17 protein-coding genes are annotated in these 21,403 nt (G+C 69.9%); 12 read left to right on the top strand and 5 right to left on the bottom strand.

The window, feature by feature from the left end; translation table 11 throughout:
* Window positions 1-13: 13 nt before the first annotated feature.
* From JYK02_RS14270 to JYK02_RS14260, 3 genes are all read right to left on the bottom strand, one after another.
* Window positions 14-1,624, bottom strand: a complete 1,611-nt coding sequence (locus tag JYK02_RS14270; protein WP_207051476.1) for a lactate racemase domain-containing protein — start codon at window positions 1,622-1,624, stop codon at window positions 14-16.
* Between the two features lie 27 nt (window positions 1,625-1,651).
* Entirely contained in the window at window positions 1,652-2,317 is a 666-nt protein-coding gene (locus JYK02_RS14265; RefSeq protein WP_207055121.1) for an HAD-IB family hydrolase, read from the bottom strand.
* 103 nt (window positions 2,318-2,420) lie between these two features.
* Complete coding sequence (locus JYK02_RS14260; protein WP_207051475.1) at window positions 2,421-3,413, bottom strand: NAD-dependent epimerase/dehydratase family protein; 993 nt, start codon at window positions 3,411-3,413, stop codon at window positions 2,421-2,423.
* 380 nt (window positions 3,414-3,793) lie between these two features.
* Between JYK02_RS14260 and JYK02_RS14255 the strand changes: the two genes are divergently transcribed.
* The 6 genes from JYK02_RS14255 to hemH all read left to right on the top strand — a co-directional run bounded on the left by JYK02_RS14255 (window position 3,794) and on the right by hemH (window position 12,094).
* The gene (locus JYK02_RS14255; protein WP_120527703.1) at window positions 3,794-4,126 is read left to right on the top strand and encodes an SWIB/MDM2 domain-containing protein; all 333 of its coding nucleotides are present in this window, start codon (window positions 3,794-3,796) and stop codon (window positions 4,124-4,126) included.
* Window positions 4,127-4,313: 187 nt separating this feature from the next.
* Window positions 4,314-7,424 (top strand): malto-oligosyltrehalose synthase, encoded by a 3,111-nt coding sequence (gene treY, locus JYK02_RS14250; protein WP_207051474.1) that lies wholly within the window; start codon window positions 4,314-4,316, stop codon window positions 7,422-7,424.
* Window positions 7,421-9,565 (top strand): glycogen debranching protein GlgX, encoded by a 2,145-nt coding sequence (gene glgX / locus JYK02_RS14245; RefSeq protein ID WP_207051473.1) that lies wholly within the window; start codon window positions 7,421-7,423, stop codon window positions 9,563-9,565. Before treY ends, glgX begins: the two co-directional genes overlap by 4 nt.
* 35 nt (window positions 9,566-9,600) lie before the next feature.
* Window positions 9,601-10,566 (top strand): TerC family protein, encoded by a 966-nt coding sequence (locus tag JYK02_RS14240; protein ID WP_207055120.1) that lies wholly within the window; start codon window positions 9,601-9,603, stop codon window positions 10,564-10,566.
* A gap of 51 nt (window positions 10,567-10,617) precedes the next feature.
* On the top strand, window positions 10,618-11,001 hold the full coding sequence (gene apaG, locus JYK02_RS14235; protein WP_207051472.1) for a Co2+/Mg2+ efflux protein ApaG: 384 nt from the start codon (window positions 10,618-10,620) through the stop codon (window positions 10,999-11,001).
* Between the two features lie 25 nt (window positions 11,002-11,026).
* Window positions 11,027-12,094, top strand: a complete 1,068-nt coding sequence (gene hemH / locus JYK02_RS14230; RefSeq protein WP_207051471.1) for a ferrochelatase — start codon at window positions 11,027-11,029, stop codon at window positions 12,092-12,094.
* Here the strand turns inward: hemH and JYK02_RS14225 are convergent.
* A complete protein-coding gene (locus JYK02_RS14225; RefSeq protein WP_207051470.1) occupies window positions 12,069-13,166 on the bottom strand; it encodes a hypothetical protein in 1,098 nt (365 codons plus the stop codon). The genes hemH and JYK02_RS14225 overlap by 26 nt on opposite strands.
* Window positions 13,167-13,467: 301 nt before the next feature.
* On the opposite strand from JYK02_RS14225, the gene JYK02_RS14220 reads away from it, so the two are divergent.
* Window positions 13,468-14,154 (top strand): hypothetical protein, encoded by a 687-nt coding sequence (locus tag JYK02_RS14220; protein WP_207051469.1) that lies wholly within the window; start codon window positions 13,468-13,470, stop codon window positions 14,152-14,154.
* A 120-nt stretch (window positions 14,155-14,274) separates the two neighbouring features.
* Here the strand turns inward: JYK02_RS14220 and JYK02_RS14215 are convergent, their stop codons facing one another.
* On the bottom strand, window positions 14,275-15,234 hold the full coding sequence (locus JYK02_RS14215) for an L-threonylcarbamoyladenylate synthase (protein ID WP_207051468.1): 960 nt from the start codon (window positions 15,232-15,234) through the stop codon (window positions 14,275-14,277).
* Between the two features lie 32 nt (window positions 15,235-15,266).
* Between JYK02_RS14215 and JYK02_RS14210 the strand changes: the two genes are divergently transcribed.
* The 5 genes from JYK02_RS14210 to JYK02_RS14190 all read left to right on the top strand — a co-directional run bounded on the left by JYK02_RS14210 (window position 15,267) and on the right by JYK02_RS14190 (window position 21,400).
* Window positions 15,267-16,682, top strand: coding sequence for a TIGR01777 family oxidoreductase (locus tag JYK02_RS14210; protein ID WP_207051467.1), 1,416 nt, complete (start codon window positions 15,267-15,269; stop codon window positions 16,680-16,682).
* A gap of 71 nt (window positions 16,683-16,753) precedes the next feature.
* Window positions 16,754-17,680 (top strand): ABC transporter ATP-binding protein, encoded by a 927-nt coding sequence (locus JYK02_RS14205; RefSeq protein WP_207051466.1) that lies wholly within the window; start codon window positions 16,754-16,756, stop codon window positions 17,678-17,680.
* The gene (locus tag JYK02_RS14200) at window positions 17,677-18,399 is read left to right on the top strand and encodes an ABC transporter permease (protein ID WP_207051465.1); all 723 of its coding nucleotides are present in this window, start codon (window positions 17,677-17,679) and stop codon (window positions 18,397-18,399) included. The genes JYK02_RS14205 and JYK02_RS14200 overlap by 4 nt, the downstream gene beginning before the upstream one ends.
* A complete protein-coding gene (locus JYK02_RS14195; RefSeq protein ID WP_207051464.1) occupies window positions 18,396-20,267 on the top strand; it encodes a Gldg family protein in 1,872 nt (623 codons plus the stop codon). Before JYK02_RS14200 ends, JYK02_RS14195 begins: the two co-directional genes overlap by 4 nt.
* Window positions 20,264-21,400, top strand: coding sequence for a hypothetical protein (locus JYK02_RS14190; protein ID WP_207051463.1), 1,137 nt, complete (start codon window positions 20,264-20,266; stop codon window positions 21,398-21,400). The genes JYK02_RS14195 and JYK02_RS14190 overlap by 4 nt, the downstream gene beginning before the upstream one ends.
* The last annotated feature ends 3 nt before the right edge of the window (window positions 21,401-21,403 follow it).

Raw genomic sequence — 21,403 nt, 5'->3', positions numbered from 1 at the left:
GTGTGCGACCCTTTCACTTCACATCCACCATCACCGTGGGCGCGATGCGCAGCAGGCTGATGGACGCCGAGCGCCCCATGAAGCCGCGCGCCTCTTCAATCGCCTCGGAGAGGGTGTCGGTGCGATCCCAGCCGAGCAGGGCCGGGACGTGGTTGTTCTCCGCGCCCGCGACGATGACCTTGCCCACGTGCTGGCGGCCGTTCTCGCCCCAGTACCACATGTAGAAGGGGTGCACGCCGTGGTAGGCGTTGCCCTTCCTGTACAGGTGCACGTAGCTGGGGTTCTCCGCGAACTCCTTCTCGTACTTGTGCTCCAGCTTCATGGAGTCCCGCGTCTCCGGCAGCAGCCGGTGGAAGAACTCGATGTAGCTGGGGTGCTGCACGGGGTCGAACTCGTCGTAGGCCGGGTGCAGGAGGATGAGCACGCCCCCCTTCTTCACCAGCGGCACGCCCCGGTTGAGGTTGTAGAAGTACCCAAGCCCCATCACCTGCACGAGCAGCGGGTTGAGGATGGAGTTGACGCTGTACGGGCTGACGAACGGGATGGGGAAGATGACGATGTCGCTCTGTCCCTCCACCGGCACCACGTACTGCTTCCAGCTCTGCTCCAGCGTCTTCGCGTGCGTGGGCTCCGTCGCCCCCGCGAACACGCCCGTCACGTCATAGGGCGCGGGGATGGCGTTGAGGACTTTCCGTGCCGCCGCGCGGGGCAGCTTGGACAGCGTGAAGCGCAGGGCCTGGAACTTCAGCCGGTCGGCTTCCGTGTAGTCCTCTTCCTTCTTCGCGAGGAAGTCCGTGGGCGCGCCGAACATGCGGTTGTTCAGCGTGGTCTCGATGTGGAAGACCTTGAGCGTCTTGTCGATGACCGTGCCGATGCGCGAGTTCTTCGTGTAGAGCGCGCTCGCCTTCGGCTCCATGTAGGAGTCCGACTCGCGGATCGTCTTCGGGTTGTGGTGGTGGCGCAGCGACGCGTAGTTCGTCACGCCCGTGCCCATGGACTTGTGCCCGCCGTTCATGGGCACGAAGTTGATGTTCACGTAGACGATGAGGTCGCTCTCCGCGACGCGCCGGTTCACCGCCACCACTTCGTTGTGGCTGGTGCGCTCCAGCTCCGTCATCCCGTCCGGGTCTTCCGCGTCGTGGTTGTAGTAGCGGTCCGGGTAGTAGGCGTCGAAGATCTTCTCGCCCACCATGCGCTTCATCTCGCCTTCGGTCATCCGGCGGTGCAGCGCGTTGGCGATGACCAGGTGCACGTCATCCACGCCCGAGTCCGCGCACAGCTCCAGCACCACCTCCAGGATGGACTGGCGCACGTCCGGCGTGACCATGGGCGGCAGGGGCACGCTGATGTCGTCGATGACGCAGGTCAGCCGCATGCCGGGCTTGAGCAGCGCGTGCAGCGGGTCCATCCCTTCCGGGTGGTTGATGGCCCAGCGGATGGCGGCCTTCACGTTGGGCACGCCCTCCAGCGGGGGGCGGGGGAAGATGACCCGGGTGCCCACGGGCAGGTCTTCCTGGAGGAAGCCCTCGCCGTAGAAGAGCGCCCGTGGGGGGCTGCCCTTCTCCGTGATGACCACCTGGCTTTCCTCGTCGTACAGCTTCTGGAGCGTCTTGAGCGGGCGCATGGGCGGGGGAGTAGGGAAGGGGGTGGGTTACTTCAGGTCCAGGATGGGCCAGTTGTACGCACGCGCGAGCGAGCGCAGCCGCAGGTCCGGGTTCACCGCGGTGGGCCGTCCCACCACGGCGAGCATGGCGTAGTCGGAGGCGCTGTCCGAGTAGCCGTGGCACTGGTTGAGGGCCAGGCCCTCGCGCTCGCAGTAGGCGCGGATGGCGTTGGCCTTGTTGGCGCCTTCGATGATGGGCGGAATCACCTTGCCGGTGGCCTTGCCGCCCACGAACTGCATCTTGTTGGCGATGACGTCGTCGCAGCCCAGGTGCCGGGCCAGCGGGCGCATGGTGAAGTCCAGCGCTCCCGTCACCAACACGATGCGGCAGCCGGAACGACGCGCCTCGTCGATGAGGTCCTGCGTCTGTTCATACAGGGCCGGCTTGAGGACGTCCTCGAACATGTCCTCCGCGATGGTGACCAGCCGGTCCTCGCTGAGGCCCGAGTAGTAGCGGTAGAAGAACTCGTTGAAGGCCTTGCGGTTGACGGCATCCAGGATGCCGAACACCGGCAACCCCAGGGCGGTGCTCAGGGTGCGGCCGGCGATGCCCCGGAGCGAGCCCCGGTTCATCGCGTAGTAGGCGTAGACGTGGACGATGTTCGTCCGGACCAGCGTCCCGTCGACGTCGAAGAAGGCGGCTTTGGCGGGCACTTTGGGGGGCATGGGCGGTCGGGCTTCCTCCCATCCTGGAGGGGGTCCGGTCAACGACAGCGGATGGGCCAGCGTGGGCTGCCGGCCCTTTGGGCGCATGGGTCTATAACCAGCCCTGCGCGCGATACCATTCACCACTGCGGGTGATGCTCTCCGCCAGACCCCGGCGCGGCCGGAAGCCCAGCAGGCGTTCAGCCTTGGCCCCCGAGCACGTCCAGGCCGGCGCCAGGAGCTGCCGCGCCAGCTTCCGGTTCAGGGGGAGCTTCCTGCCGGTCAGCCGCGTCACCCCGTCCGCCGCCGTGGCCAGCGCCGTCAGCACCGCCGGGGACAGCCGCCAGGTGCGCGTCTGGAAGCCCAGGGCCCTCGCCCCCAGGTCCTGCATCTCCTCCAGGGTCAGCCGCTCCGGGCCCGCGCAGAAGAACGCCTCCCCCAGGGCCTCCGGCTTCTCCGCCAGGACCAGCAGCAGGTCCACCACGTCCTCCACGTCCACCAGGGACAGGGGACGGGGGCCCCCGGCCAGCTCCAGCCGGATGCCCTTCTTGCCCAGCTTGAAGAAGGTCAGGTTTTCCCGGTCTCCGGGCCCCAGGATGCGGGGCGGGCGGATCACCGTCACGGGCAGCCGGTCCCCGAAGGAGAACGCGATGCGCTCCCCTTCCGCCTTGCTCTCGCCGTACCACTCATGCGGATGGAAGGCGTCCTCCTCCACATGGGGCCTGTCCGGGGTGGAGGGGCCGTGGGAGGCCAGCGAGCCGCACATCACCAGCCGGGGGCGGGGCTGGGGCAGGGCGGCCATGGCCTCACAGATGAGGCGGGTGCCTTCCGCGTTGACGCGCATGAACTCGTCACGCTGCGCGGCGCGGCGGATGCCGGCCAGGTGGAAGACGACGTCCACGCCCTTCACCGCGCCGGCCAGCGAGCCGGGGTCCGTCACGTCGCCCACCACCCGCGTCCAGGGGTGGCCCTCCAGGGCCTTCTCCAGCTCGCGGGTGTCCGTGGTGGGGCGCAACAGGCATGAAACGCGGTCGCCGCGAGCGGCCAGCGCCCGCGCGAGCCAGGTCCCCAGAAAGCCGCCGGCGCCAGTGATGAGGGCATTCATGGGCGCTGTTTCATCCGAAAAGCCACATCCCGTCCACCGCCGAAATGGGCACCGTCCCCGTAGAGGAGGAGCATGCGGCAGAAGCCGACTTTCCGCCTCCGGATGCGTCGCGAGGCACAATCCCCGAGGAGAAACGGCCTCCGGAGCCGGTTTCTAGGGCTCCGGACGCGCCGCGGGACTTCCGTTCCCGAGGGAAGAATGCGCTGCGGGGCCGAGTTCTAGGCTTCGAATCCATTGCTCCGAGGAGCCCCAGAGGGAAAAAGCGCGCGATGGACGCTGTTTTTCGCTCTAGGCCGTGCTACTACGCGCCATCGGCTCTAGCTTGAAGATGCAAGCACGCCGTGCAACGTCCCCTTCGGAGGGGAGGAGACACAAGACGAATGGCCGCCAAGAAAGCCGCTGCGAAGAAGACCGCTGCTCCCGCCGCCAAGAAGGCCCCTGCCGCGAAGAAGGCCGCGGGCCGCAAGCCGAACGCCGCGTTCATGAAGGAGATGACGCCCTCCACCGAGCTGGCGGCGATCGTCGGTAACAAGCCGCTGCCCCGCACCGCGGTGGTCAGCAAGATCTGGGACTACATCAAGAAGAACAACCTCCAGGACGCGAAGAACAAGCGCCAGATCAACGCCGACGACAAGCTGAAGCCCATCTTCGGCGGCAAGAAGAACGTCACCATGTTCGAGATGACCGCGCTGGTGAACAAGCACCTGAGCTGAACGGTGCAGGGCCCGTCGGGGCCGTCGCCGGTCGCCCGAAGGACCCTGGGGGCTCGTCACGCTTCGCGCGCGACGGGCCCTCCGCTTTTTCCCCGCTGCCCAGGCGTCCATGAGGAGCGTTGAAAAGGGGGCGAAGGCGCATCTGCCCGCTGGCGGACGCGCCGCGTCGGACCTACCTCTGGGGCCCATGTTCCACGACAGTCTTGAGGCAGGGGAGCGCTCCGCGCGGCAGGCGGACGCGGATGGCACGCACACGACGGTGGAGGCGCAGGCGGAGGCGCTCTTCGAGCAGGTCCGACGCGAGCTGCAATCGCGCCGCGTCACGCCGCTGTCCACCTACCGGATGCAGCTGCACAAGGGTTTCACCTTCCAGCAGGCGAAGGCCCTGGTGCCGTACCTGGCCCGGCTGGGGGTGAGCGACTTCTACGCGTCCCCCTACCTCAAGGCCACGCCCGGCAGCACCCACGGCTATGACTGCGTGGACCACCAACGGCTCAACCCGGAGGTGGGCACGCCGGAGGACCACGCGGCCCTCTGTGACGCCCTGCGCGAGCACGGCCTGGGGCAGGTGCTGGACGTGGTGCCCAACCACATGGGCATCGAGCGCGACAACCGGCTGTGGCTGGACGTGCTGGAGAACGGCCCGTCGTCCATCTACGCGAAGTTCTTCGACGTGGACTGGCGGCCGGTGAAGGACGAGCTGGCGGACAAGGTGCTCCTGCCCATCCTGGGGGACCAGTACGGCATCGTGCTGGAGCGCGGGGAGCTGAAGCTGTCCTACGCGTCCGGCGCCTTCCACCTGCACTACTACGACCACCGTCTGCCGGTGGCGCCCCGGCAGTACGCGAGCATCCTGCGCCACGGCCTGGAGCGGCTGGAGAAGCAGCTGGGCGCGGAGTCGCCGCACCTGGTGGAGCTGCTCTCCATCCTGACGGCCCTGGACCACCTGCCGCCGCGCACGGAGGTGGAGCCCTCGAAGGTGATTGAGCGCCACCGCGAGAAGGAGGTCATCAAGCGGCGGCTCGCCACGGTGGTGGCGGACAGCCCGGAGCTGGCGGCGTACGTGGAGGAGAACGTCCGGGTGTTCAACGGCACGCCCGGCAACGTGCGCTCCTTCGACATGCTGGACGCGCTGCTGCAGCAGTGCAGCTACCGGCTGGCGCACTGGCGCGTGGCGGGCGAGGAGATCAACTACCGCCGCTTCTTCGACATCAACGGCCTGGCGGCCATCCGCGTGGAGGACCCGGACGTCTTCCAGGAGGCCCACCAGCTCATCTTCGACTGGCTGCGCGAGGACCGCGTCACGGGCATCCGCATCGACCATCCGGACGGCCTCTTCGACCCCACCGCCTACTTCCTGGACCTGCAGGAGCGCTTCTTCGTGGAGCGCGCGCGGGCGCGGTTCAGCGCCGGGAAGAAGGACGGGGGCGCCGACTCGCGGTGGGCGGAAGTGGAGTCGCTCCTGCGCGCGAAGTGGCGGCGCGAGGTGATGGACACGCCGGACAGCCCGCTGCGCAAGGCGCTCTTCGTGGCGGTGGAGAAGATTCAGGGCGGCCGCGAGCGCATCCCAGACGCGTGGGCGGTGCACGGCACCACCGGCTACCGCTTCGCCAACGCGGTGAGCGGCCTGTTCGTGCACCCGGCCGCGGAGGCGCACCTGACGGAGACGTACGAGCGCTTCGCGGGCGGCACGCAGGACTTCGCGGAGCTCGTGTACCAGAAGAAGCTGCTCATCATGCGCGTGAGCATGGCGAGCGAGATCAACGTGCTGGCGCACGAGCTCAACCGCATCTCGGAGATGAACCGCCGCACGCGCGACTTCACGCTCAACAGCCTCAGGCGCGCGCTGGTGGAGTTCATCGCGCTGTTCCCCGTCTACCGCACCTACGTGGACGGCTGGCGCGCGGAGCTGGACGTGCGCGACGTGCAGTACATCGAGTGGACGCTCCAGCGCGCCAAGGAGCGCAACACCAACACCAACGCGTCCATCTTCGACTTCCTGCGCGACATCCTCCTGGGCCGCTACCCGGACCACGTGGGCGACGACGAGAAGGCGGTGATGCTGCGCTTCGCGATGAAGCTCCAGCAGGTCACGGGCCCCGTCATGGCCAAGGGCCTGGAGGACACGGTCTTCTACATCTACAACCGGCTGGTGAGCCTCAACGAGGTGGGCGGCGAGCCGGAGCACTTCGGCATGCGCGCCACCACCTTCCACCTGCGCAACCAGGAGCGCGCGGAGCGCTGGCCGGCGAGCATGCTCACCTCCAGCACCCACGACACCAAGCGCAGCGAGGACGTGCGCGCGCGCATCAACGTCCTCACGGAGCTGCCGGAGGTGTGGCGGGACAAGGTGCGCGCCTGGGCGGACCTCACGCAGCCCTTCGTCAGCCACCTGCCCTCCGGCCCCGCGCCGTCGTCCAACGACGTCTACCTCTTCTTCCAGACGGTGGTGGGCGCGTGGCCCATGGGCGAGCACGTGTCCCAGGCCGAGCTCCAGGAGTTCCACCGCCGCGTGCGCGAGTACATGGCCAAGGCCATCAAGGAGGCCAAGGTCCGCACGTCGTGGACCAACCCGGACGGCGCCTATGACGACGCCATGGCGCGCTTCGTGGACGCGTGCTTCGACCCGGCGAAGAGCCAGGCCTTCCTGGACGACGTGAAGGCCTTCAAGCGCCGCATCGAGCGCGCGGGCCAGCACAACGCGCTGGGGCAGCTGCTGCTGAAGCTGGCGTCCCCAGGCGTGGCGGACACGTACCAGGGCTGCGAGCTGTGGGACCTGTCGCTGGTGGACCCGGACAACCGCCGGCCCGTGGACTACGCCCTGCGCGAGCGGCTGCTCACCGAGCTGGACTCCGCGGCGGCGAAGGACCGGCCGGCCCTGTGCGCGCGGCTGGGCCAGGACCTGGACGACGGGCAGGTGAAGCTCTTCCTGCTGGCGGAGTCGCTGCGGCTGCGCCAGAAGTACGCGGACCTCTTCCGCATGGGCGGCTACGAGGCGCTGGAGCTGTCCGGGCCGCGCTCGCCCGCGGCGGTCGGCTTCGCTCGCACGCACGGTGACAGCGTGCTCATCGCCTGCGCGCCGCGTTACACCCTGGAGGCATTGGAGTCCGGGGGGCTTTCGCAAGCGTACGACGGTACGTTCCTGAACCTTCCGGAGGCATATGCGGGCATGATGTTCCGCAATGTCTTCACCGGGCGCACCGTCCGTCCCCAGCAGGGGCCGGGGGGCGTGGGGCTGGCCCTGGGGCCGCTCCTCGCGGAGTTCCCGGTGGTGCTGCTGGAGAGGAGCACTGGATGAGAAGGGCCGAGGTGCTTCCAGGGAAGCCGTTTCCCCTGGGCGCCACGTACGACGGGAGCGGCGTCAACTTCGCCGTGTTCAGCGAGCACGCGAAGAAGGTGGAGGTCTGTCTCTTCGACCCCTCCGACCCCAAGAAGGAGACGCGCCGCTTCCCGTTGCTGGAGACCACGAACCACGTCTGGCACGGCTACATGCCGGGCGTGCACGCGGGCTGCCTCTACGGCCTGCGGGTGCATGGTCCGTATGAACCCAAGAAGGGCCTGCGCTTCAACCCGCACAAGCTGCTGGTAGACCCCTACGCCAAGGCGCTGCACGGCAAGGTGGACCCCAAGGCGCCCATCCACGCCTATGTGCACGGGGGCAAGGACGAGGACCTGGTGATGGACACGCAGGACGACGCCTGGGGCGTGCCCAAGGCGGTCATCCTGTCGGACGGGTTCGACTGGGAGGACGACCGGCGGCCGGAGATTCCCTGGCACAAGACGGTCCTCTACGAAGCGCACGTGAAGGGGCTCACGAAGCTCCACCCGCGCGTGCCGGAGCACCTGCGCGGCACGTACGCGGGGCTGGCGCACCCGGCCACCCTCGAGCACCTGAAGAAGGTGGGCGTGACGAGCGTGGAGCTGCTCCCCATCCACGCCTTCGTGGACGAGCCGTTCCTCACCCAGAAGGGGCGCTCCAACTACTGGGGCTACAACACGCTGGGCTTCTTCGCCCCGGACGCGCGCTACAGCGCGTCGGGCTCGCTGGGCGAGCAGGTGGCGGAGTTCAAGGGGATGGTGAAGCTGCTGCACCGCGCGGGCATCGAGGTCATCCTCGACGTGGTCTACAACCACACCTGCGAGGGCAACCACCTGGGGCCCACGCTGTCCTTCAAGGGGCTGGACGCCGGCGCGTACTACCGGCTCAGTGAGAAGGACCCGCGCTACTTCATGGACTTCACCGGGTGCGGGAACTCGTGGAACGCCACGCACCCGTACGCGCTGAAGCTCATCGCGGACAGCCTGCGCTACTGGGTGGAGGTGATGCACGTGGACGGCTTCCGCTTCGACCTGGCGACGACGCTGGGCAGAGACAGGCACGGCTACGACACCCGCGCGGCCTTCTTTCAAATCCTCCACCAGGATCCCGTCCTGAGCCGCGTGAAGCTCATCGCGGAGCCCTGGGACGTGGGGGACTACGGCTACCAGGTGGGCAACTTCCCGGTGCTGTGGAGCGAGTGGAACGGCAAGTACCGCGACACCATGCGCCGCTACTGGAAGGGCGACGACCGGCAGGCGGCGGAGATTGGCTCGCGCCTCACCGGCAGCTCGGACCTGTTCGCGCTGTCCGGCCGCAAGCCCACGGCGAGCGTGAACTTCGTCACCGCGCATGACGGCTTCACGCTGCACGACCTGGTGACGTACAGCCAGAAGCACAACGAGGCCAACGGCGAGGAGAACCGCGACGGCGCCAATGACAACCACGCCTGGAACTGCGGCGTGGAGGGGGAGACGAACGACCCCAAGGTGAACGCGCTGCGCGAGCAGCAGAAGCGCAACTTCCTGGCGTCCCTCTTCCTGTCGCAGGGCGTGCCCATGCTCGTCGCGGGGGACGAGATGGGCCGCACGCAGAAGGGCAACAACAACGCCTACTGCCAGGACAACGAGCTGTCGTGGGTGAACTGGGAGCTCAACGAGAAGCAGCGCCAGCTCTTGGAGTTCACCTCCCGCATCATCAAGCTGCGCCGCGAGCAGCCGGTGCTGTCCAAGCGCCGCTTCTTCCGCGGGGCCCACATCTGGGACAGCGAGCTGAAGGACCTGGCGTGGTTCCGGCCGGACGGCAAGGAGATGAAGCGCGAGGACTGGGAGAAGCCCTATGTGCGCTCCCTGGCCTTCCTGCTGGGCGGGGACGCCATCGCCACGCCGGACGACGAGGGCCACCGCATCGTCGGGGACACGTTGCTGGTGCTGCTCAACGCGCACCACGAGCCCATCACCTTCATGCTCCCGGCCCTGGAGTGGGGCGCGGACTGGGAGCTGGTGGTGGACACCGCGGCCACGGGCGAGTCCCTGCGCACGCACACCCCGGCGGGCGGCAAGGTCCAGGCCGTGGGACGTTCCCTGGTCGTCTTGCGCCGGCCGGCGACGGAATGGGAGTAGCCGCCGGGGCCGTCCCGGAGTAGGCAGCGGGCGTGATGACCCACACACTCTGGCCCTGGGTGGCCTTCAACGTCTTCGTCCTGGCGATGCTGGCCCTGGACCTGGGGCTGTTCCACCGCAAGGAGCATGCGGTGTCGCCGAAGGAGGCGACGCTGTGGACGCTCGTGTGGGTGAGCATCAGCCTCGTGTTCTGCGGGGGCATCTGGCGCTACGGCGGCGAGGGCCCGGCGCTGGAGTGGCTGACGGCGTACGTCGTGGAGTACGCGCTGTCGGTCGACAACCTCTTCGTCTTCCTGATGGTGTTCGGCTACTTCCGGGTGCCGCCGCAGCACCAGCACCGGGTGCTCTTCTGGGGCATCCTGGGCGCGTTCGTGATGCGCGCGGTGCTCATCATCGCGGGCACGGCGCTGGTGGCCCGCTTCAGCTGGCTCATCTTCCTGTTCGGCGCGTTCCTCGTCTACACGGCCTCCAAGATGCTCTGGGCCAAGGACGACGAGGACGTGGACCCGGAAGCGGGCTTCATCGTGAGGATGTCCCGGCGCCTGTTGCCGGTGGCGCGTCAGGGCGAGGGCAGCCGCTTCTTCGTCCACGAGGACGGCCGGCGCAAGGTGACGCCGCTGTTCATCGTGCTGATGGTGGTGGAGGCCACGGACCTGCTCTTCGCCGTGGACTCCATCCCGGCGGTGCTGGGCATCAGCAAGGACCCGTTCATCATCTACACGTCCAACGTCTGCGCCATCCTGGGCCTGCGCTCGCTCTTCTTCGTCGTCTCCAGCCTGATGGAGAAGTTCCACCTGCTGAAGGTCGCCCTGGGCGTCATCCTGGCCTTCGTGGGCGTGAAGATGCTCATCGAGCACTGGTACAAGATTCCCATCGGCATCTCGCTGGCGGTGATTGGCGGGTGCCTGCTGGTGGCCATCCTCGCGTCGCTGGTGTTCCCCAAGCCCCCGGAAGGGGACAAGGCGCCACAGACGCCCTCCCGGGAGCAGGAGCGCGGCTGACGGCCTGCGTTTCGCTTGCATCGGGCGGGAGTCGCTGCCAAGTCTCCCGCCATGTCCACCGCCACCACTGATGGCATCCGCGTCACCGTGGAGCCGACCTACTGGCCGGAGCGCAGCACCCCCGAGTCCGGGCAGTTCGCCTTCATGTACAAGGTGGAGCTGTTCAACGAGGGCAAGGTCCCGGCGCAGCTGCGCGCGCGGCACTGGGTCATCACCGATGCCCAGGGGCACGTGGACGAGGTGAAGGGCGAGGGCGTGGTCGGCCGCCAGCCGCACCTCAAGCCGGGCGAGCGGTTCGAGTACACGAGCTGGGCGATGCTTCGCACGCCCTTCGGCACCATGCGCGGCACCTACGAGATGGAGCGTCCGGACGGCACGCGCTTCGAGGCGCGCATCGCCGAGTTCGCGCTCACGCTGCCGCACGCGCTGCACTGAAGACTTCTTGCGGGGACTCATTCGCATGGCCGTGCCGACCACGAAGCGGGGATTGCTGCTCGTCAACCTGGGGACGCCGGACGCGCCCGAGTCCGGCCCGGTGCGCCGCTACCTGCGCGAGTTCCTCAACGACCCGCGCGTCATCGACATCCACCCGGTGGGGCGCTGGTTCCTCCTGAACCTCTTCATCCTCCCGTTCCGCCCCGCGAAGAGCGCGGAGGCGTACCGCAAGGTGTGGACGCAGGAGGGCTCGCCGCTGCTCGTGTACAGCCGCGCGCTGGAGTCCGCGGTGCGCGAGCGGCTGGGGGACGACTACGAGGTGGAGCTGGCCATGCGCTACGGCAACCCGTCGCTGCCGGACGCCATCGCGCGGCTGAAGGCGCGGGGCGTGTCGGAGTTCACGGTGCTGCCGCTGTATCCGCATGAGGCGGCGTCGTCCTCGGCGTCGTCGCTGGCGCGCACCTACGAGGTGCTGGCGGAGGGCTGGGACGTCCCCAACGTGCGCGCGGTGCCGGCGTTCTGGGACGACGCGGGCTTCCTGGATGCGTTCGCGGCGGTGGCGCGGCCGGTCATTGCCGACACGCGCGCGGACCACGTGCTGTTCAGCTTCCACGGGCTGCCGGAGCGCCACATGCGCAAGAGCGACCCGACGGGGCAGCACTGCCTGGCGTCCGCGGGGTGCTGCGACAGCATCACGGCCGCGAACCGGCACTGCTACCGCGCGCAGTGCTTCGCGACGGCGCGGATGCTGGCCCAGCGCCTGTCCTTGCCGGAGGGCGGCTACACGGTGTCCTTCCAGTCGCGGCTGGGGCGCACGCCGTGGGTGAAGCCCTACACGGACCTGGTGCTGCCGGAGCTGGCGGCGAAGGGCGTGAAGCGGCTGGCGGTGATGTGCCCGGCCTTCGTGGCGGACTGCCTGGAGACGCTGGAGGAGATTGGCCTGCGCGCGAAGGAGCAGTTCGTGGAGGCGGGCGGCGAGTCGCTGACGTTGGTGCCGTCCCTCAACGCCCACCCGGAGTGGGTGGACGCCGTGGTGCGGCTGGTGCGCGCTTCGGACGGCCCTCCCGCTACGGCGCGGGCGGAGTCGCGGTAGGCGCGGGCGCCGGAGCCGCCTGGGGTGCCGGGGCCGCCTGGGGCGCGCCGACGGGCGTGAGGCGGGCCTCGTAGGTGCCGGCGGGTAGGTTCACGGCGGGCTGGGCGGGACCGGTGAGGGACGTGGACAGGGTGCCCTGCCAGGAGCGCCACTGGCCGGCGTTCACTAGGAACTCGCCCTTGCCGGTGACCTTCACGGTGGCGCCCAGCTCGGTGCCTTCCGGCTGCGCGGCGGGGGCGGGCGCTTCAGCCGGCTCGGCGGTGGGCATCTCCATGGCCCCGCCTTCGGCGAGCAGCTGGCGCGGGCTCTTCTTGGCGGCGGCCTGGGGTGGGCGCGCGGCGCTGAGGGTGCCGCCGAACTGCTCCACGATGTCGTACTCGAGCGTGGCCACCTGCTCGCCGTTGTCGCCCGGGGTGACGGAGACGAGCTTCACGCGGTTGTGGCGCTCGCCGCCGGGGGCGCGGCGGAACAGGGTGCCCAGGGCGTCCGGCGTGGTGAGCTCGGTGCCCAGGGACCACGTCTCGCCGGGGCGCACGGGGTCGCGCGGCAGCTCCAGCACCAGCGTGGCCACGTTGCGCGCGGCGCCCTGGAGCCCGTCGATGATGAAGCCTCGGTCGCTGAAGGTGGCCTCCTCGCCCGCGCCGACGTTGGGCGTCACGCGCAGCTGGCGCTCACCGGACTTGTCCAGCACGAGCACGTACAGGTACTCGGTGGGCATGGCGGCGGCGGGGGTGGCGGCCTTGGGCGCTTCGTCGGCGGCGGCCTTGGCGCCCTTCTTCTTCTTGTCGGCCTTGGAGGGCTTCTCCGCCGGGGCGGACTCGGGGACGGGCGCGTTGCGGTCCAGCGCGAGGTTCACGCGGAAGGACACGGGCGCGTCCTGCACCAGCTTCCAGCGCAGCACGACGGCGTCCTTGGGGACAGCGGGCGCGGCGGGGGCGGGGGCGGCCTGCTCCTCGGGGGCGGGCGCGGTGGCACCCGGCGGGCGCGGGATGGGCTCCATCTTGCCCGGCGCCTCCTGCTTGCAGGCGGTGAAGGCGAGGGCGACGACCAGACCGGACAGACTTCGCTTCACGGGGACACTCCTGGGTGACCGTCGCGGGATAGCGGAGCGGACGGCGGATGTAAAAGGGAGAACGGCCCTTGACGCGGCCCGCCGATGCCGGCGCTTCCAGGCTGGCGGATGTCCGGTCCCCCTCTCCAGGGAACAAGCCTGGGCGACCTGACGCCCCGGCCGCAAGCCCCCCGGGGCCGCGGGGCCCCAGCTTCCGGCCGCCTTGCGTATTGCTCTATGTCCGCACGTCGCGAAGCGCGGGGGATGCCCGCGACGGCGGGCCTCCATGGGAGAGGCCCGTGGCTGGAAATGGAGCGATGGGATGAAGCTTGGGGCCATGGGGCTGCTGGTGGTGTTGGGGGTGTCGGTGGGGTGCGCGGAGAAGAGTCATTCGCAGCTGCGGCGCGAGGCGGTCCGCGACTCGGTGGACAAGAACTACCGCAGCCCGGAGGGGTTCCAGACGGTCCGCTGGGGGATGACGCCGGAGGAGGTCCGCACCGCGCTTCCTGACGCGAGCGTGGCCCCGGATGGGACGCTGCGGATGAAGACGACCGTCGCGAACATGCCGGCGGAGGTGGCGCTGGGGTTCCTGGAGAGCCAGCTGGCGGCGGTGGACGTCTTCTTCCTGGAGGTGACGGATGCGCGCACCTTCCAGGCGCTGATGAAGGATGTGCTGACCCGCAAGTTCGGCGACCCGAAGACGCCCCACCAACTGGCGCGTCAGCTCAAGCGCGGCGAGGCCCCGGTGCGCTTCGCCACGGAGCTGACGCCGCCACGGGAGGGAACTCCGGCCGAAACCCTGGAGCGCGAGCTGACGGCGAAGGGGGAGTTCACCGTGCTCGAACGGTGGACCACGGAGGAGAGCCACGTGAACCTGACGCAGTGGACGCTGTCGTCCAGGAGCCTCATGGCCCTCCAGTACGAAGCCGCGAAGTACGCGCCGAAGCGCGCGTCCATCATCGGGCGCACGACGAATCAGGCACGCGAGAACCTGGTGAAGGACCTCTGAGCAGCCCCAAGCCTTCGGACACGGATGTCGTTCCCGTGAATGAGAAGGTGAGAACCCGGCTGGGACTCCCCGACGGCGGCACACGCCACGAACCTGTCCGACAGTCGGACAGGTTTGGACCTAGCGGGGGGCCGCCGCGCGGGAGAGCCGGTCTCGCACGGCGATGCCCAGGCCGCTCGCGGCGGGCAGACAGGCCACGAGCACGTCGTGGCCCTGTTCGTCGGCTTCCCTGAGCCGTGCGTAGAGGACCCGCGCGGCTTCCGCCGGTTCTCCTGGCACGTCGAAGCGCTGCACGTCCTTGGGCAAGGACAGGGACTCGGGGCCGAGTACTCCGACTCGCAATCCCTGGGCACGCAGGGATTCCACCCGCTGCACCGCTTCGTGCGGCTCCGCGAGCACCACGCCGGCCCTGGGCGCGTAGTGCGAGGCCAGTGAACCGGACACGCGCACCGTGGTGGAGGCTCGCACCGGCACCGCGCGGCCCAGCACCCGCTCGATATCTTCCGTCGCCAGGCCTCCGGGCCTGAGGATGGCCGGGGCTCCGGAGGAAAGGTCCACGATGGTTGACTCCACGCCGACCGTGGACGGACCTCCGTCCAGCACCAGATCCACGTCGCTGCCCAGGTCCCTTTGCACGTGCTCCGCTGTCGTCGGGCTCACCCGGCCGAAGCGGTTGGCGCTTGGTGCGGCCACGCCTCCGCCCAGCCGCTCCAGCACCTCCATCGCCACGGAGTGGCCGGGCACCCGCAGCGCCACCGTGTCCTGGCCCCCCGTCACCGCGTCCGTGGCCTTCGACGTCCGCGGCAGCACCAGCGTCAGCGGCCCCGGCCAGAAGGCCCGGGCCAGCGCCTGGGCTTCGTCCGGCACCACGCGGGCCCATTCCGGCAGGTGCTCCTCATCCGGGATGTGGACGATGAGCGGGTGGGTCGCGGGGCGGCCCTTGATGGCGAAGACGCGGCGCACGGCCAACTCGTCCTCGGCGTTGGCCGCGAGACCGTAGACCGTCTCTGTTGGCAGGGCGATGACACCGCCGCGTCGCAGCAATTCGACTGCACGGTCGAGAAGGTCGGGAGTAAGCATGCTCGGGTCGCACTGTCTCCCCAGGAGAAACCATGGGCAAGTCGCACGTTTTCGAGGCGCACAGCCAGATGCCGGTCCCCGCCGCCGACCTCTTCTCCTGGCACACCCGCGAGGGAGCCTTCGAACGCCTGTCGCCCCCCTGGGAGACGGCGGAGGTCGTCGACCGCTCCGGTGACGGTATCCGCCCCGGCGCCCGCGTCGTCGTGAAGCTCCACCTGGGCCCCATCCCCCAGCGCATGGTCGCTGAGCACACCGCCTACGTGGAGGGCTCCTCCTTCCAGGACACCCAGCGCGAAGGCCCCTTCGCGAAGTGGATCCACGACCACCGCATGAGCCCCGCCAGCCCCCAGGCCTCCGTCCTGGAGGACGCCATCCAGTACGAGCTGCCCGTGGGGACGCTGGGTGACACCTTCGGCGGCGGCTATGCGCGCAAGCGCCTGGAGCGCATGTTCGCGTACCGCCACTCGCTCACCCGCGCGGACCTGCGCCGCCATGCACAGTTCGCCTCCCAGGGCCCGCTCACCGTGGCCATCAGCGGCGCGTCCGGGATGCTGGGCTCCTCGCTGTCGGCGTTCCTCACCACCGGCGGCCACCGCGTGAAGCGGCTGGTGCGCGGCCGTGCGAACCCGGCGCGCGGGGACATCGCCTGGGCCCCCGACAAGGGCACTATCGACGCCGCGGGCCTGGAGGGCGTGGACGCCGTAGTGCACCTGTCCGGCTCCAACGTGGGCGAGGGCCGGTGGACCGACGAGCGCAAGCAGGAGATCCTCAAGAGCCGCACGGAGACCACCCGCCTGCTGTGTGAGACCCTGGCCCGCGCCACCCGCAAGCCGCGCGTCCTCATCTGCGCGTCCGCCGTGGGCTACTACGGCAACCGGGGCGAGGAAGAGGTCACCGAGGCGTCCTCCTCCGGCGATGGCTTCCTCGCGGACGTCACGCGCCAGTGGGAGGCCTCCACCCAGGCCGCGAAGGACGCGGGCATCCGCGTGGTGAACCTGCGCATCGGCGTGGTGCTGGACGCGCGCGGCGGGGCGCTCGCGAAGCTGGCGCTCGCGACCCAGGCGGGCGGCGGCGGGCCCGTGGCCTCCGGCCGTCAGTGGATGAGCTGGGTGTCGCTGGAGGACGTGCTGGGCCTCATCCAGTTCTCCCTCTTCACCCCGGCCATCCAGGGGCCCGTCAACGCCGTGTCTCCGAACGCGGTGCGACAGGGGGAGCTGGCGAAGGTGCTGGGCAAGGTGCTCCACCGTCCGGCCGTGTTCCCGCTGCCCGCCACCGTGGTGAAGACCGTGTTCGGGCAGATGGGCGAGGAGACCCTGCTGTCCAGCACCCATGCGCTGCCCACGGTGGCGCAGGCGAACGGCTTCCCCTTCCTGCTGCCCGACCTGGAGGGCGCGCTGCGCTTCACGCTGGGCCGCACCACCGAGGGCGCGGAATACCGCCACGGCTGAGCCCGGCGCTTGACACTCCTCGGGAGGGGCGACAGAAGTGCGCCGCTTCCCCCTCGCTTCGAGGAGTCCTGATGATCCAGGTCGAAGGGCTGACGAAGTTCTACGGCGAGCACGCGGCCATCCGGGACCTGGCCTTCACCATCGGCCAGGGTGAGGTCATCGGCTTCCTGGGCCTCAACGGCGCCGGCAAGTCGACGACGCTCAAGATTCTGGGGTGCGTGCTCCTGCCCACCTCGGGCCGCGTCGTCATCGACGGGCACGACGTGGTGAGCCAGTCCCACGAGGTGCGCCAGCGCATCGGCTACCTGCCGGACGTGCCCCCCGTCTACGAGGAGATGACGGTGGGCGAGTACCTGGCCTACGTCGCAAGGCTGCGCGACGTGCCCGCGAAGGCCACCGCGTCCCATGTCGGCGAGGCCGAGGAGAAGACCGGCCTGCGCGACGTGCACGGCGACGTCATCTCCACGCTGAGCCATGGCTACCGCCAGCGCGTGGGATTGGCGCAGGCGCTGGTGCACAAGCCCGCGCTGCTCATCCTCGACGAGCCGACCAGCGGCCTGGATCCGCTTCAAATCGTGGAGATGCGCGACGTCATCCGCGGCCTCAAGGGCGCGCACACGGTGCTCGTGTCCAGCCACATCCTCCCGGAGATTTCGCAGACGTGTGACCGGCTGCTCATCATCCACAAGGGCACGCTGCTGGCGCAGGGCAGCGAGGAGGAGCTGTCGCGCGCGCTCGGAGGTCCGTCCATCGTGCTGGAAGTTCGAGGCGACCGGGCGCGGGCGATGGAGGCGGTGCAGGGCTTCGGCGCGGTGGAGGTGCGGGAGGGGGAGGGCGGCGTGCTGGCCTTGAAGGTCGCGGCGGCGCCGGACCTGCGGCCCCAGGTGGCTCGGGCGGTGGTGGGCGCGGGGCTGGAGTTGTTGCGGCTGGACGCGAACGCGGGACAGCTGGAGGCGCTGTTCCTGCGCCTGACGCATGGACAGGAGGTGAAGGCGTGAAGGCGCTTCTGATTGCGCGCCGCGAGCTGGCCGGCTACCTGCGCACGCTCAGTGGCTACATCATCCTGGCCATCATCCTCGCGGTGAACGGGCTGTTCTTCAACGCGTACGCCCTGGGCGGCGCGAGCAAGAGGTCCGCGGAGGTGCTGTCCGGGTTCTCCTACTACTCGAGCGGCTTCACCATCGTGGCGGCCATCCTCGTGTCCATGCGGCTGCTCGCGGAGGAGCGGCAGACGGGCACGCTGCCGCTGTTGTACGCGTCGCCGGTGCGGGACCGGGACATCGTGCTGGGCAAGTTCCTGGCGGGGCTCGCGTTCCTGGCGCTGTACCTGCTGCTGACGCTCTACATGCCGCTCCTGGTGCTGGTGAACGGCAAGGTGTCCTTCGGGCACGTGTTCGCGGGCTACCTGGGGTTGCTGCTGCTGGGCAGCGCGTCGCTGGCGGTGGGCACGTTCGGTTCGGCGCTGGCGAAGAACCAGCTGCTCGCGGCCATCTTCTCCGCGGTGATGCTGGTGGCGCTCATCCTGTGCTGGCTGCTGGCGCGTATCACCGAGCAGCCGCTGTCGGACGTCTTCAGTGCGATGTCGCTGTGGAACCAGCATTTCCCCCCGTTCCAGGCAGGGCTCATCCACGTGCGGGACGTCGTCTACTACCTGGTCGTGACCTACGTCGCGCTGTTCGCGGCGACACGGGTGCTGGAAGCGCGGAGGTGGCGATGAGCACGCCGGCCTCTTTCGGGACGGGGCTCGCCGCGACTGGTGCGTTCGTCGCGGGGCTCGTGGCCGTGTTCCTCGCGGAGCGCGTGCTGGGCGTGGGCTCCGGACGCGTGGCGCTGGCCGCGCTGGGCACCGCCGGGGTGGTGGCCGCGACGGCGTGGAGAGCGGTGCGGATGATCTCCGCGCCTTCCGAGCGTCGCGCGCTGGAGCGGTGGGTGCTCGCGCTGTACGTCGTGGGCCTGGCCGCGCTGGTGCTCTACTTCGTGAAGGGGGACGTGGGGACGGCGCTCTTCGGTGAGCCGCTGTCGCGTTCCTCGCCGAAGCTGTCGGGGGTGCTGGCGGTGCTGTTCCCGGCGCTGCTGCTGTGCTCGCTGGTGCCGCTGGCGATGGTGGAGGCCGCGGTCGCGGCGATGGCGCGGGCGCCGGTGCCGGAGACGGGCCGGGTGAAGAGCGCGCTGTTCTCCGGGCTGGGCGTGGTGTTCGTCGTCGTGTTCGCGTTCGCGGCGACGTACGTGGCCACGCAGGCGGACGCGACGTGGGACCTGTCGTACTTCCGCACCGCGAAGGCGGGCGATGCCACGCGCAAGCTGGTGCGCGGCCTCAACGAGCCGTTGCAGGTGACGCTCTTCTTCCCGCCGGCCAACGAGGTGGGCGAGGCGGTGCGGCAGTACTTCCGCGACCTGGAGCCGGAGAGTCCGCAGCTGGCCGTGGAGGCGTTGGACCAGGCGGTGGAGCCCGCGCGCGGCAAGGCCCTGGGTGTCAGCAGCAACGGCTCCGTGGTGCTGGCGCGAGGGGACCGCAGGGAGATCCTCACGCTGGGCCTGGATCCGGAGCGGGCGCGTGGGCAGCTCCAGCGGCTGGACGCGGAGGTGCAGCGGCGGTTGCTGGCGGTGGCGAAGCCCCGGCGCATCGTCTACCTCACGGGCGGACATGGCGAGCGCGCCGACACGCGGCCCGTGCCGGGGGAAGCGGCCCGGCCTTCGGTGGCGCAGTTCAAGGAGCTGCTGCGCTCGCAGAACGTGGACGTGCGCACGCTCACGGTGGCGGAGGGGTTGGGTTCGGCGGTGCCGGGGGACGCGGCGATGGTGGCGGTGCTCGGGCCCACGCGGGAGCTGCTTCCGGAGGAGGCCACGGCGCTGCGCGAGTACTGGGAGCGGGGCGGCCGGCTGTGGATTGTGTTGGAGCCGGACGGGGCGGCGCTGGAGCCGCTGCTCCAGCCGATGGGGCTCAAGTCGCTGCGCGTGCCGCTGGCGAACGACCGCGTGTTCTTCCGCACGACGCGGCAGTTGAGCGACCGCGGCAACCTGGGCACGGCGAGCTTCTCCTCGCATCCGTCGGTGACGTCGCTGTCTGCGCTGGGTTCGCAGGGCGCGGTGGCGTTCGTGGGCGCGGTGGCGCTGGAGCCGGTGACGCCGCCGGTGCCCGGCGTGTTGCTGGACACGAGCGTGCGCGCGCACGGGGAGACGTTCGCGGACCGCAACGGCGACTTCGAGCCGGAGGCGGGGGAGACGGCGAAGGCGTGGCCGTTGGTGGTGGCGGTGGAGCGGCCGGTGGGGGAGGGGAAGCCCGCGTCGCGCGCGGTGGTGATGGCGGACGCGGATGCGTTGGGTGACGGCATCCTGGGCAACGTGGGTAATGCGTATCTCGCGGTGGACACGCTGCGGTGGCTCTCCGGTGAGGAGGCGCTGTCCGGCGTGACGACGAGTGAGGAGGACGTGCCGTTGCAGCACACGCGCTCGCAGGACGTCGTGTGGTTCTACGCGACGGTCTTCGGGATGCCGGTGGCGGTGCTGGCGGTGGGCTCCTTCATGACTCGGCGGCGCGGACGGCGAGCCCCCCGGAGCGCCGCGGCGGTGGGAGGTGCGCGATGAAGGCGCGCGACGTGGCGGTGCAGGGAGTGCTGGCGGCAGTGGCCCTGGTGGCCGCGTTCTTCGTGTGGCAGCGCGAGCCCGCCCGGGCACCGGGGGAGGTGACGGTGGAGGACGCGCAGGCCAGCGCGCTCGACCGCATCCGGTACGACGACGAGACGCGCTTCGTGGAGCTGTTCCGAGACCCCCAGGACCGCGATACCCTCTGGGTCCGCCTGGGCAACAAGCCCGCGAAGCCGAGCACCGGAGCACAGGGCGCCACGGATGCAGGGACCCCCGCCCATGCGGCCAGTGACGCCGGAAGTGCCCCGCTCGACGCGGGTGCCCTGGCCACCGCTGTTGTCAATGCAGGGCCCCATCTGCATCCCGACGCGGGCATGAGCGCGAGCACGTCCGCCGACGCGGGGACACCCGCTCCTGTACCTCCGCCCCGTGAGCTGCGTGGCAACGACGTCGCGCTGAAGCTGTTCGCACGCCTGGCTCCTCTGCGCGCACAGCGGGACCTGGGCGTCCTGGACGACTCGAAGCTGGAGGAGATTGGCCTCGCGAAGACGGAGCGCGGTCTGACGCTCACCGTCGACGGGACTCCCAGGACGTTCCGCCTCGCCGCGCCTGCTTCGGGCTGGGGCGCCCCCTACCTCCAGCGCACGTCCGATGGCCATGTCTTCCTCCTCGGCCCCGGACTGCTGTCGGACCTGGAGGCCGCGGCCAGCCGGCTCGTAGACCGGCGCCTCCACACCTTCGACGTGGATGGCTTCGACCGCGTCGTCATCTCCTCCGGATCCGCGTCCCGCACCTTCGCCGCCAGCGGCAAGCCTCCGGGCGCCGTGCAGCTCTCTCCCGTGAACGCTCCCACCACCCCGGATGACTTCGCCCGCAACTGGCACGACCGCCTGTGGCGCCTCACCCCCGTGGAGCTCCTGGGCCGGGGCGAAGCCCCTCCGGGCCTGCCCTCCACGCCCGCCTTCCGCGTGGAGTACCAGCGCGCCGGCAAGACCGTGGGCGAGCTCTCCATGGCGAAGGCGTCCGACAACTCGTGGTACGCGCGCACGGAGTACACCCCCGGCTGGGTCCGCATGGGCGGCGGCCTGGAGCTCCTGGCGGAGGACGCCGTGAAGCTCACCACGCCGCGCTGAGGC

The organism is Corallococcus macrosporus, from assembly GCF_017302985.1.
Taxonomy (GTDB): Bacteria; Myxococcota; Myxococcia; order Myxococcales; family Myxococcaceae; genus Corallococcus; species Corallococcus macrosporus_A.
Note: the sequence above shows the minus strand (reverse complement) of the source record. Positions and strands in the feature narration are given on the sequence as shown.